Genomic DNA, 12570 nt, shown 5'->3' with positions numbered 1-12570 from the left:
CCGAGAATTGGGTTGAGTGATCGGGCCGATGATGATTCCAAGAAGGTGTCTGAAGCCTGAATGGAAGCGCCATGTGGAACCCGACCACCCGGCGGCAGTATAGTCGCAAACAGCCACGATACGAAACCGACCTGACGGACGCGGAATGGGCGGTGATAGCGCCCCTTCTTCCGCAGCCTGCGCCAAGGGGGCGTAAGCCAGCTTGGCCGCTGCGGGAGATCATCAACGCCATTTTTTACGTTCTGCGGGGCGGCATTCCCTGGCGTCTCATCCCGAAAGACCTGCCGCCCAAGAGCACGGTTTTCGGGTATTTCTGCCGCTGGCGTGACACTGGTGTCTTCACGCGGATCAATCACTGCCTCGTCATGGCGGATCGCGAGCGGACCGGCCGCCAGGCCTCTCCAAGTGCTGCTGTGTTGGATAGCCAGAGTGTCAAAACCACCGAGAGCGGCGGTCCGCGTGGATATGATGCGGGTAAAAAGATCAAAGGCCGCAAGCGACAAGCAATGGTCGATATGGATGGACGTGCTCTCGTGCTTGATCCTCAACCGGCCGACGTTCAGGATCGCGATGGTGCCATCCCGGTTCTGCGACTGTCTCGGAAGTCCTTCCCGTTCGTTGCCAAGGCATTTGCCGACATGGGATACTCTGGCGACAGGCCGCAAAATGCGACACTGGTCGACGTCGAGATCGTCCGCAAGCCGAAGGATCAGGTCGGCTTTGCCGTTCATCCAAAGCGTTGGGTTGTCGAGCGCTTCTTCGCTTGGATCAGCCGAAACCGGCGGCTATGGAAAGACCCGGAAGCAACCATCAAGTCCGCCAAGGCCTTCCTTTATGCCGCATCCATCATGACCCTCGTCAGACGGATCGCACGCCGCTCGTGAATTCTCGGACGGACTCTGAGACGAGCTTCTCCCGAAGCTGAAATCAGGCGTCGAGCCAGATCGCCCCCCTCTGCCCTGCCGGGCATCTCCCCCACAGGTGGGGAGATCGGCTGGGCGCGCCGACTTCCCTCCTCCTCAACGTGCGCGAAGGGCGAAACGTCGCCACGAGTCGATCTCCCCCCTTGTGGGGGAGATGCCCGGCAGGGCAGAGGGGGGGTGCCCTGTCCACGCTCGTCCAAGGCGGCGCTCCGCCCACACCCGCGAAAGATCTCTCCGGCGCGCAAGGACTTGCGCGCACTGGATCCCTGTGACAAGCACAGGGATGAGGACGATGGAGGTTGGCGCGCCTGTTCGAACAAGCGCAGCCCTTCTCCATCAAGGATTCGACGACGGATGGCAGCCTTCGTGCTGCGTCATGCATTAGGGACTGAAAATCATGACTATCGATCTGAAGGGCAGGATCGCGCTGGTGACCGGAGCGTCGCGGGGCATCGGCTATTTCACGGCGCTCGCTCTGGCAAAAGCCGGCGCGCATGTGATTGCCACGGCCCGCACCGTCGGCGGTCTCGAGGATCTCGACGACGCGATCAAGGCGGCCGGCGGCACCGCCACGCTGGTTCCCTTCGACATCACCGACATGGCGGCGATCGACAAGCTCGGCGCCTCGATCTTCGAGCGCTGGGGCAAGCTCGACATTCTCGTGGCGAATGCCAGCATCCTCGGCGTCATCTCGCCGCTCGGCCATATCGAGGCAAAAGTGTTCGAAAAGGTGATGCTGACCAATGTCACGGCCACCTGGCGGCTGATCCGCTCGGTCGAGCCGCTGCTGACCAAATCCGATGCCGGCCGCGCGCTGATCCTGTCGTCGGGCGTCGCATCCAAGGCGCCGGCTTTCTGGGGCGCCTATTCGATCTCCAAGGCGGCCGTCGAGAACATGGCCCGCATCTGGGCTGCCGAGACCGCCCACACGCCGCTCAAGGTCAACATCGTCAATCCCGGCGCCACCCGCACCGCCATGCGCGCCCAGGCCATGCCCGGCGAAGACCCGGAAACCCTGCCGCATCCGTCGGAAGTGGCCGAAAAGATCCTCTTCCTCGCCTCCCCCGACCTTCAGGATACCGGTCGCCTGTTCGTCGTGCGCGACAACAAGTTCGTGGATTTCCGCGCACCGGAATAGAAGCGACCCCTTGCCGCATGGGCGCGCTTGTATTTGACATTGGTCAATTCTGGAGGTCGATAGGAAAACGCCCCAGAACGGCCACCGCAATGCAAGGACGTCCATGCAACCGCACCTTACCGAAGAGCAAAGAGAACAGGCGACGGCAACCGCCAATCTGGTCGCCGCAGCGATGGCCCGCCTTCACCGCGAGCATGGCGAAGCGGCCGTCATGGAAGCGATGCGGCTGATCAGTTCCGCCATGACCGACGACGCGCGGCGCAAGTCCATCGCCCAGGCCCTGCTCGACAACAGCAATCCGCCGACCGAGAAAGGCCGCTGACACGGCAGAACCCTGGACGCCGGCGCGCGCTTGCAACCCTGCCCTCCTCCGAATTGCTATGACCGATACCCCATGTATGAAAATCCGATTTCCCGCTATGCTGCAGGTCCTGCGATAGGGCGCAGGAACTTCGTATTTCGGGGGAAGATCTGATGAGAAACATCGCCTTCTATTTCTTCGGCGTAGCTGTGCTCTGTGTCACCGTCGGCATGTTCTGGGGTATTCAGATGGCTATCTCCGGCGATCATCTGATGGCGCCGGCGCATGCGCATCTGAACCTGGTCGGCTGGACGACGATGGGGCTTTTCGGTCTCTACTACACGGTGACCCCGGCGGCGGCCGATTCCGTGCTGTCCAAGGTCCATCTCGGCTTTGCGGTTCTCGGCGTGCTCTGTATCGTGCCGGGCATCGCGATGGCGGTGTCCTCGGGCGGCGAGGCGCTTGCCGCGATCGGCTCGATCCTCACCGTCGTGTCAATGCTGATCTTTCTGTTCACCGTCGCCCGGAACGGCATCGGCCGGAAGACGGCGTAAGGCCGGTTTCGGACATCCCGCGCGGGTAAAGCCCACTTGACCAAACGGCTTGCCCGCGCCATAACCACCTCCATGAAAACGGCGATTTCCATTTGTGGGATCATTATCCGCTAGCGTTCGCGCTGGCCCGGCCGTTTTCGTCTCTCGAAAAGCCTTGAAGACAAACGACCCGGTCCGGTGACTGGTCCTTTTTGCCGCCTGCTTTTGGGAGAGTTTCGATGAGCGCCTCGCTCAAGTTCTACAACACCCTGACCCGTGAAAAGACGGCGTTCTCGCCGATCGACCCCCAGAACGTGCGCATGTATGTCTGCGGCCCGACGGTCTATGATTATGCCCATATCGGCAATGCCCGACCGGCCATCGTCTTCGACGTGCTCTTCCGGCTGCTCCGCCATGTCTATGGCGAGGCCCACGTCACCTATGCCCGCAACATCACCGACGTCGACGACAAGATCAACGCGCGGGCGCTGCGCGACCATCCCGGCCTGCCGCTCAACGAGGCGATCCGCCTCGTCACGGAAAAGACCGAGACGCAGTACCACGAGGACGTTGCCCTGCTCGGCAATCTGGAGCCGACCGTCGAGCCGCGTGCCACCGACACCATTGCCGAGATGATCGAGATCATCGAGAAGCTGATCGGCAACGGTCATGCCTATGTGGCAAAAGGCGAAGTGCTTTTCGATACCAAGTCGATGGCCGACTACGGCCAGCTTTCCAAGCGTCCGCTCGACGAACAGCAGGCCGGCGCCCGCGTCGCCGTCGATGCGCACAAGAAAAATCCGAGCGATTTCGTGCTGTGGAAGCTCTCCTCCCACAACGAACCCGGCTGGGAAAGCCCCTGGGGCCGCGGCCGTCCGGGCTGGCATATCGAGTGCTCGGCGATGAGCCGGCGTTATCTCGGCGAGGTGTTCGACATCCATGGCGGCGGACTCGACCTGATCTTCCCGCACCATGAGAACGAGATCGCCCAGTCGCGCTGCGCCCATGGCACGGAGGTGATGGCGAATGTCTGGATGCATAACGGCTTCGTGCAGGTCGAAGGCCGCAAGATGTCGAAGTCCGAGGGCAATTTCATCACCATCTACGACCTGCTGCACACCGAAAAATTCGGCGGACGCCAATGGCCGGGCGAGGTGCTGCGGCTTGCCATGCTGATGACGCACTACCGCGAGCCGATCGACTTTTCGGTGAAGCGGCTGGAAGAGGCCGAGCGCCTTCTCGCCAAGTGGCCGGCGACGGAGGCTTCCGGTGCCGCGCCTTGCGATACGGTGATCAACGCGCTTGCCGACGACCTCAACACGGTCGCCGCCGTGCAGGCGCTGCACGCGCTGGCGCAGGAGGCCCACGGCGACCCGGACGCACTTGCGGTGTTTGCGGCCAGTGCGGCGTTTCTCGGCGTGCTGCCTGAGAAAACCGAGGTCGACGAGGCGCTGGCGTCCGCCGTCGATGCGCTGGTCGCCCTGCGGCTCGAAATGCTCAAGGCGAAAAATTTCGCCGAGGCCGACAAGATCCGCAACGAACTGTCGGACAAGGGCATCCAGCTCAAGGACGGCAAGGACCCGGCGACAGGCGAGAGGGTGACGACCTGGGAGGTGAAGCGGTAAGCTTCACCTCTCCGACAAAGGCGAGGAGCAAGGCGATGATCGATCACATGGGCATCAAGGTCGCGGATTTCGACCGGGCCAAGGCATTCTACGACGCAGCCTTCGCGCCGCTCGGCGCCTCGCTGCTCTACATGGTGCCGGCCGAACATACGGGTGGCGTCAAGGTCGGTGGCTATGGACGCGAGCGGCCGGTCTACTGGCTGCATGAGGACAAGCCGGCAGGCGGCCATTCGCAGCACGTCGCGTTTACCGCCAACAACCGCGCCGAGGTGGACGCCTTCTATGCGGCGGCGATGGCCGCTGGTGGAACCGACAACGGCCCGCCCGGCCTGCGCGCGCATTACCACCCGAACTATTACGGCGCCTTCGTCTTCGACCCCGACGGCAACAATATCGAGGCGGTGTGTCACGCGCCGGAGGGTGTGTGATGGTGATGGTGATGGTGCTGGAGCTCAGGCAATAGGATGGCGATGCGGGCGCGGCATACCCCCCTCTGCCCTGCCGGGCATCTCCCCCACAAGCGGGGAGATCGGCTAGACGCGCCCACCTCCCCGGCCATCGCCCGCCGCCATTGCCGCCCCCACGCTCCAAAACGCCGGCAATCCAATTCGCAGCAGCGTTTAAGTTTTCCGAATTTGGAAACTCGGCTTGCCTTGCGAGAGCACCTATCCCAGATTGCGACATCCAATGTAGACGGGTGTGTTCGCCACACTCCGATCTCCCCCTTGTGGGGGAGATGTCCGGCAGGACAGAGGGGGGTAGCCGCGCGCTCCGCGCCGATAAGGAGCATGATATGCCACATGCCCCAATCCCGCCGCAGCGTCGCGCCAATGCCCGACGCATGCGCAAAGCACTCACCGATGCGGAGCTGAAACTCTGGAACGAATTGCGCGCCCACCGCCTGATGGGTCTGAGCTTTCGCCGCCAACTGCCGATCGCGGGTTACATCGTGGATTTCGCCTGCCCGATGCATCATCTCATTGTCGAGGTCGATGGGTCCCAGCACGGCAACGACCATGATCTACGCTATGATACCGCCAGGACAGAACGTCTCGAGCGGGATGGCTGGACCGTCCTGCGCTTCTGGAATGACGACGTCCTGAAAGATATCGACAATGTCTGTCTCCATATCCTGAAAATCGTTGGGGAGGCCTGAAGATGACCCAGATCCACACCGGCGGGTGTCAGTGCGGCGCTGTGAGATACCGGGCGGAAGGGGAGCTCGGATTTCCGCATCTGTGCCATTGCCGCATGTGCCAGAAGGCGGCGGGCAATTATTTCATGCCGCTCGGCGGGGTGATGTATGAAAACTTCAAGCTGACGCGCGGCGAGCCGGCCTGGTTCCGGTCGTCGGAAACGGTGCGGCGCGGGTTCTGCGAGAAATGCGGCACGCCGCTCTTTTATGACGGGTCGAGCGATCATATCAGCATCACGCTCGGTTCGCTCGACGATCCGCAATCGGTGAAGCCGGAGCTGCAGACCAATCTTGCCCATAAGGTGTCCTGGTTCGGCGAACTCGACCAGCTGCAGCACGATGTCGCCATGGACATGACCGAGGAACAGGAAAAGACTGTCTCGGCCAGCAGTAACCAGCACCCCGACCACGACACCGAGGTCTGGCCGCGAGGCAATCGACATGCGGAGGGTCAATCATGAGCGATACCATCCGAACCGGCGGCTGCCAGTGCGGCGCGATCCGCTTCCGGCTTGAAGGCGAGCCGTTCGATTCCTCGGTCTGCCATTGCCGAATGTGCCAGAAGGCCTTCGGCGCCTATTACGCGCCGCTGGTGGCGACCGGCGAGGCGAAGCTCGCCTGGACCCGCGGCGAACTGAAATATTTCCAGTCGTCGAACCACGTCCGGCGCGGCTTCTGCGGGAACTGCGGCACGCCGATGACCTACGAGGCGGCGGACGGGATCGCGATCTCCGCCGGCAGCTTCGACGACCCGACCCTGCTGCCGCCGGTCGTGCAGTTCGGCGTCGAGGGCAAACTTCCCTTCGTCGACCGGCTGTCCGAATTGCCGGCGCGCCACACGATGGACGATATCGACACCGCTCCCTTCCTGGCCGATATCGTCTCCTACCAGCATCCCGACCACGACACCGAAACCTGGCCGCCAGAGAACGGTCCGCCAGAAAACCAGCCACCGGAGAACAAGCGATGAGCGAAACCCTTAGAACAGGCGGCTGCCAGTGCGGCGCCGTGCGCTTCCGGATCCATGGTGAACTCGGCCGCGCCTCGATCTGCCATTGCCGCATGTGCCAGAAAGCCTTCGGCGGGTTTTTCGGGCCGTTGGTGACCGCGCCGAAGGACGGCGTCGAATGGACCCGCGGCGAGCCGAAATATTTCCAGTCCTCGGTGAATATCGACCGCGGCTTCTGCGAGGATTGCGGCACGCCCCTCACCTACCGCTATCCCGGCGGGCTGGAACTGGCGATCGGCGCCTTCGACGACCGCGGCGACCTCGCCCCGAAAATCCAGGTGAACTATGCCTCGCATATCCCGTGGGTGACGACGATCTTCGACCAGCCGGTGCGCGACAGCGGCGAGGACGCCGTCAAGCAGGAGCAGATCATCTCCTTCCAGCATCCCGATCACGATACCGAAAACTGGCCGGCGAAAGGGCTGCACCTGTGACCGAAGTCTTTCGTACCCTCTATCCCGAGATCGAGCCCTACCAGACCGGAACGCTGGATGTCGGCGATGGCCACGTTCTTTCCTGGGAACGGGTCGGCACGCCGGGCGCCAAGCCTGCCGTCTTCCTGCATGGCGGCCCCGGCGGCGGCATCAATCCGAACCAGCGGCGGCTGTTCGATCCCGATCTCTACGACGTGCTGCTGTTCGACCAGCGCGGCTGCGGCAAGTCTACGCCGCATGCGAGCCTGGACGCCAACACGACATGGCATCTGGTCGCCGATATCGAGCGGCTCAGGCAGATGGTCGGCGTCGAAAAATGGCAGGTGTTCGGCGGTTCCTGGGGTTCGACGCTGGCGCTCGCCTATGCGGAAACCCATCCGGAGCGGGTAACCGAACTTCTGGTGCGCGGCATCTATACGCTGACCAGGCCAGAGCTCGACTGGTACTACCAGTTCGGCGTCTCGGAAATGTTCCCGGACAAGTGGGAGGCCTTCGTTGCTCCCATTCCGGAAGCCGAGCGCCACGAGATGATGGCCGCCTATCACCGCCGCCTCACCGGCACCGACAGGGCCGAGCAGATCCGCTGCGCCAAGGCCTGGAGCGTCTGGGAAGGCTCGACCATCACGCTTCTGCCGAACCCCGAACTGGCGTCGGACCACGACGACGACCATTTCGCGCTCGCCTTCTCGCGTATCGAAAACCACTTCTTCATGAATGCCGGCTGGCTGGAAGACGGGCAGCTCCTGCGCGACGCGGTGAAGCTCAAGGGCATTCCGGGTGTCATCGTGCACGGCCGCTACGACATGCCCTGCCCGCTGAAATATGCCTGGCAGCTCTCGAAAGTCTGGAAGGACGCGGATTTCCACATCATCGAGGGTGCGGGGCATGCGGTCTCGGAACCGGGGATTACCGACCAATTGATCCGCGCGACGGACCGGTTTGCGGGGAAGGTTTGATCATGGCGTTCGTGGCCACCCCCCTCTGCCCTGCCGGGCATCTCCCCCACAAGGGGGGAGATCGGATGGGGCACGACCTTCCCCAAACAATGACTGCAAGCGCCCGCATTCGAGGCGGATACGGTATCCCGAAGCCTATCTTGGGAGCGAGGCATCGCTCCTGGCCGATCTCCCCCTTGTGGGGGAGATGCCCGGCAGGGCAGAGGGGGGTGCTTCCGCCCACAGCATAATCTTGCTCCAGGAGGAGCACCCATGACACGCGAACGCATCTATCTCTTCGACACCACGCTGCGCGACGGGCAACAAACCCCCGGCGTCGATTTTTCCGTCGAGGACAAGATCGCCATTTCCAACCTGCTGGACGAGTTCGGCCTCGATTACGTCGAGGGCGGTTATCCCGGCGCCAACCCGACCGACACCGCTTTTTTCTCGCAGAAGCGCACCGCGAAGTCGAAATTCGTCGCCTTCGGCATGACCAAGCGGGCCGGCATTTCCGCCTCCAACGATCCGGGCCTGGCCGTGCTGCTGCAGGCGAAAAGCGATGCCACCTGTTTCGTCGCCAAGAGCTGGGATTATCACGTCCGCGTCGCGCTCGGCTGTTCGAACGAGGAGAACCTCGAATCGATCCGCGACAGCGTCGAGGCAGCCCGCAGCGCTGCCAAGGAGGCGCTGGTCGACTGCGAGCATTTCTTCGACGGCTACAAGGCCAACCCCGAATATGCGCTTGCCTGCGCGAAGACCGCATATGAAGCGGGGGCGCGCTGGGTGGTGCTGTGCGACACCAATGGCGGCACCCAGCCAGGCGAGATCCGCGCCATCGTCGAGGCGGTCATTGCGTCCGGCATTCCGGGCACCTCGCTCGGCATCCATGCCCATGACGACACCGGCCAGGCGGTCGCCAATTCGCTGGCCGCGATCGAGGCGGGCTGTCGGCAGATCCAGGGCACGCTCAACGGCATCGGCGAACGCTGCGGCAATGCCAATCTCGTGACGATCATCGCGACGCTTGCCCTGAAGGACGCTTACATCAGCCGGTTCGAGACGGCGATCGATGCGGAACGGCTGACCGGCCTCACCCGCCTCAGCCACGCCTTCGACGAGCTGCTCAACCGCTCGCCGAACCACCAGGCGCCCTATGTCGGCGCATCCGCCTTCGCCACCAAGGCCGGCATCCATGCCTCGGCGCTGCTGAAGGACCCACGCACCTACGAACACGTGACGCCGGAAAGTGTCGGAAACCTCCGCAAGGTCATGGTGTCCGACCAGGGCGGCAAGTCGAACTTCATCAACGCGCTGAAGCGCCGCGGCATCGAGGTCGGCAAGGACGATCCGAAGCTCGACCAGCTGATCTCGATCGTCAAGGAACGCGAGGCGACCGGTTATGCCTATGAAGGCGCCGACGCGAGCTTCGAACTGCTCGCCCGCCGCACGCTCGGCACCATTCCGGAGTTCTTCGCGGTCGAAGGTTTTCGGGTGATGGTCGAGCGCCGGTTCGACAGCCACGGCCGTATCAAGATCGTCTCGGAAGCGGTGGTCAAACTCGTCGTCGACGGCCAGACGCTGATGTCGGTCGCCGAGGGCGACGGCCCGGTCAACGCGCTCGACCGGGCGCTGCGCAAGGATTTCGGCAAATACCAGCACGAGATCGACGACCTGGTGCTTGCCGACTTCAAGGTGCGTATCCTCAACGGCGGCACCGAGGCGATCACCCGCGTGCTGATCGAATCGATCGACGGCACCGGCGTGCGCTGGTGGACGGTCGGCGTCTCCGAAAACATCATCGACGCCTCGTTCCAGGCACTGATGGATTCGGTCATCTACAAGCTGATGAAGAACCGGGAGCTGGCGGGCAAGATCGCGGCCGAGTGAGGCTTGTAAAACGCTGCAGCTCGATCGGCCCGGCTCGACCATCATATATGGACGCGGGTCGATCGTTTCCTCGACTTCGGCGGCATGCTGGTCTAATGCTCCGGTATAGCACGAATAGACAGAGGTTTTGGTCGAGCCAAGAACCGACACCTTTGCACCCCGATCTGCGGCTCCTCCTTGGAAGAGCGTGATCGCAACCTGCGGAAAGCCTGCCCATGACGGCGTCCCCGAATTTTCGTACCGAACCTTGACCGGCCCCGCCCTGCCCTCATCGCTTGAACTGCTTGGCTGGTCCGATTTCTTTGCGGCTCAGGTCGAGCCGAACGAAACGGAACTCCTGGTCCGGCGTATTGCCTCGGTTCATCGGGCGCGCATCGATGCGATCGACATCAGCGGACCGGTTGGGATCGAACTTCCGCCCAATAGCAATACCGCGGATTTTGCGGTCGGCGACTGGGTTCTTGCCGACCCGCTGACGGGTATGCTCGTGCGCCGTCTCGACCGGAAAACCGTGTTTCAACGGCGCGCGGAAGGCGGGCACGGCCAGCAGCTTGCCGCGGCCAATGTCGATACCCTGTTCATCGTCACCTCCTGCAATGCCGATTTCAACCCCGGACGGCTGGAGCGCTACCTGATCATGGCGAACCAGGCCGGCACCAATCCGGTGATCGTGCTGACCAAGGCCGACACCGTCGAGGACGCCGGCCCGTTCGAAGAGCAGGCCAGGGCGCTGCAGCGCGACCTGCCGGTGGTTGTCCTGAACGCGCGGTCAGAAGACGCGGTTTCTCTCCTGGAGCCATGGTGCGGCGTCGGGCAGACCGTAGCCCTTGTCGGTTCCTCCGGCGTCGGGAAATCGACGCTGGTGAATACCCTGGCCGGACCTCAATCCGACACGATGCAGAAGACCGGAACCATCCGCGAACATGATGCAAAGGGCCGTCACACCACCACGGCACGGTCGCTGCATGCGATTGCCGGCGGCGGCTGGGTGATCGATACGCCGGGTATTCGGACGCTCTATGTCAGCGATGTCACCGACGGCATCGATACGCTATTTGCCGAAATCACCGATCTGGCGCCGAATTGCCGGTTTCGCGATTGCACCCACGCGCACGAACCGGGCTGCGCCGTGCAGGCGGCCGTTGCCAAAGGCGAACTTTCCGCCGATCGCCTGGAACGCTGGCGCAGCCTGCTTGCGGAAAACCGCGACAGGACACCGGTGCTAAGCGGTCCACGGGGCAACAAGATCGTCCGCAAGAAGAAATACTGAAGGTTTCGCGCGCGAATACCGTCCCTGCAGGAGTCTGCAGGTGGCCCCGAATCCTGTGGCCCGATCCGGGCCATTGTATTTCAGGGGTTTTTGTACCATATAGACGGCACATTGAGGCAGCCGCTCGCGGTAATGACGCAGCAGCGCCTGGCAACCAACCCCCTCACTATTTCATTAATCCAAAGAGGCTTCGGCATTCTGCCGGAGCATCGAGATCGGAGACGTTCATGTCTGATAAAAAAGCAAACACCCCGGACCAGCCCTACCAGCCTATCCCCTTCGCCAAGAAGCATCGCATTTCGGTTGAGGATGCGAAGGCTATCATCGAAAAGCACGGCGCAGACCGGAAGTCGGCCGACAAGGAAGCACGGCGCGTGGCCGTCTAATCCTGTTCGCCTGTAAGACGACTGGAAGAACCGGAGACTGAGGATGCCGCAGCCGGCTATTGAACCTTCAGTCCCAGTTCCGCCAGGATATCTCCGGCCTGCTGCCGCGAGATCGTCGCTCCCTTGAACTTCCTGGCGTCGATCAGCTTCAGTCCGCCGAGGTCCGCGCCGCGCAGATCGGCCCCTTCGAACCTGGCATCGACGAGTCCTGTATCACGCAGGCTGCAGCCGTCGAACACGACGTCGCGAAAATCGCATTTCGACAGATCGGCCATGCCGAAATCGACCCGCTCGATCCGGGATTTCCGGAACGACAGTGCGGGAAGTCTTGCCTGCGCCAGGATGGTCTCCTTGAACGACAGGCCGAGCGAGGCGATCCGCGTCAGGTTGGCACCGGTCAGCTTGCAGCCGACGAACCGGGTGTCGTTCATTTTGGCTTCCAAAAAAGCGGCGTTGTTGAAGTCGCAATTCCGGAACTCCACCTCCGCGAGATTGGCCCCCGTAAAATTGGCGAACGGGCCGCGGCACCCCTCGAACTTCGCCCCTTCCAGGTCGGCGGCCCGCAGATTGACGGTCGTCATCCTGCAGTTTCTGAATTCCCAGCGCTGCAGATCGAGCCCCGACAGGTCCACTTCCTCCAGCGTGCAGCCGTTCAGGACAACCGTGTTTCCGGCGGCCGTAAAGCCAAGCACCTCCGCGCGTCCGATCTGTTGTTCGGAAACCTCGATGGGATGCTGCTCCGCCATGACCTTCGCCTCCGCCGACATTCGTTCGCGTGATTGATCAGAGATTTGGATTCGAAACAATCGGCGGGACGGAAACGGCGCGGCGTGCTCCCTCTGATCTCCCCCCTTGCGGGGGAGATGTCACCGGAGGTGACAGAGGGGGGTGGCGCCACAAACTCAATGGCACAAGAGTATGCTGCAGCACC

General features: G+C 62.7%; 15 protein-coding genes. 14 read left to right on the top strand and 1 reads right to left on the bottom strand.

Annotation, left to right across the window (positions count from 1 at the left end; all coding sequences use genetic code 11):
• Positions 1-71 precede the first annotated feature (71 nt).
• The 14 genes from LZK81_RS07160 (at position 72) to LZK81_RS07095 (ending at position 11639) form a co-directional block, all read left to right on the top strand.
• Positions 72-884: an IS5 family transposase gene (locus LZK81_RS07160; RefSeq protein ID WP_046612902.1), complete on the top strand. Its 813-nt coding sequence runs from the start codon at positions 72-74 to the stop codon at positions 882-884.
• Positions 885-1320: 436 nt separating this feature from the next.
• A complete protein-coding gene (locus LZK81_RS07155; protein ID WP_233955648.1) occupies positions 1321-2061 on the top strand; it encodes an SDR family NAD(P)-dependent oxidoreductase in 741 nt (246 codons plus the stop codon).
• 103 nt (positions 2062-2164) lie between these two features.
• The gene (locus LZK81_RS07150) at positions 2165-2383 is read left to right on the top strand and encodes a hypothetical protein (protein ID WP_037080813.1); all 219 of its coding nucleotides are present in this window, start codon (positions 2165-2167) and stop codon (positions 2381-2383) included.
• 152 nt (positions 2384-2535) lie between these two features.
• Complete coding sequence (locus LZK81_RS07145) at positions 2536-2916, top strand: hypothetical protein (protein ID WP_046605641.1); 381 nt, start codon at positions 2536-2538, stop codon at positions 2914-2916.
• Positions 2917-3134: 218 nt separating this feature from the next.
• A complete protein-coding gene (cysS, locus tag LZK81_RS07140; protein WP_233955647.1) occupies positions 3135-4520 on the top strand; it encodes a cysteine--tRNA ligase in 1386 nt (461 codons plus the stop codon).
• Positions 4521-4555: 35 nt separating this feature from the next.
• Positions 4556-4948 carry a VOC family protein gene (locus LZK81_RS07135; protein ID WP_233955646.1) on the top strand — a complete coding sequence of 131 codons (393 nt, stop codon included), beginning with the start codon at positions 4556-4558 and terminating at the stop codon, positions 4946-4948.
• Between the two features lie 365 nt (positions 4949-5313).
• Positions 5314-5676, top strand: coding sequence for an endonuclease domain-containing protein (locus tag LZK81_RS07130; protein WP_046605644.1), 363 nt, complete (start codon positions 5314-5316; stop codon positions 5674-5676).
• Positions 5677-5678: 2 nt separating this feature from the next.
• Positions 5679-6176, top strand: a complete 498-nt coding sequence (locus LZK81_RS07125) for a GFA family protein (protein ID WP_233955645.1) — start codon at positions 5679-5681, stop codon at positions 6174-6176.
• Positions 6173-6685 (top strand): GFA family protein, encoded by a 513-nt coding sequence (locus LZK81_RS07120; RefSeq protein WP_046624411.1) that lies wholly within the window; start codon positions 6173-6175, stop codon positions 6683-6685. The genes LZK81_RS07125 and LZK81_RS07120 overlap by 4 nt, the downstream gene beginning before the upstream one ends.
• Positions 6682-7158 carry a GFA family protein gene (locus tag LZK81_RS07115; RefSeq protein ID WP_046605647.1) on the top strand — a complete coding sequence of 159 codons (477 nt, stop codon included), beginning with the start codon at positions 6682-6684 and terminating at the stop codon, positions 7156-7158. Before LZK81_RS07120 ends, LZK81_RS07115 begins: the two co-directional genes overlap by 4 nt.
• A complete protein-coding gene (gene pip, locus LZK81_RS07110; protein WP_233955644.1) occupies positions 7155-8114 on the top strand; it encodes a prolyl aminopeptidase in 960 nt (319 codons plus the stop codon). The genes LZK81_RS07115 and pip overlap by 4 nt, the downstream gene beginning before the upstream one ends.
• Positions 8115-8366: 252 nt before the next feature.
• Positions 8367-9983, top strand: coding sequence for a citramalate synthase (gene cimA / locus LZK81_RS07105; RefSeq protein ID WP_233955643.1), 1617 nt, complete (start codon positions 8367-8369; stop codon positions 9981-9983).
• Positions 9984-10230: 247 nt separating this feature from the next.
• Positions 10231-11253, top strand: a complete 1023-nt coding sequence (gene rsgA / locus LZK81_RS07100; RefSeq protein ID WP_233955642.1) for a ribosome small subunit-dependent GTPase A — start codon at positions 10231-10233, stop codon at positions 11251-11253.
• 227 nt (positions 11254-11480) lie between these two features.
• Positions 11481-11639, top strand: a complete 159-nt coding sequence (locus LZK81_RS07095) for a hypothetical protein (protein WP_172745617.1) — start codon at positions 11481-11483, stop codon at positions 11637-11639.
• A gap of 56 nt (positions 11640-11695) precedes the next feature.
• Here the strand turns inward: LZK81_RS07095 and LZK81_RS07090 are convergent, their stop codons facing one another.
• Positions 11696-12385 (bottom strand): pentapeptide repeat-containing protein, encoded by a 690-nt coding sequence (locus tag LZK81_RS07090; protein ID WP_046624508.1) that lies wholly within the window; start codon positions 12383-12385, stop codon positions 11696-11698.
• Positions 12386-12570 lie beyond the last annotated feature (185 nt).

Source organism: Neorhizobium galegae, from assembly GCF_021391675.1.
GTDB lineage: Bacteria > Pseudomonadota > Alphaproteobacteria > Rhizobiales > Rhizobiaceae > Neorhizobium > Neorhizobium galegae_B.
This window is presented reverse-complemented; position numbering and strand designations above follow the sequence as displayed.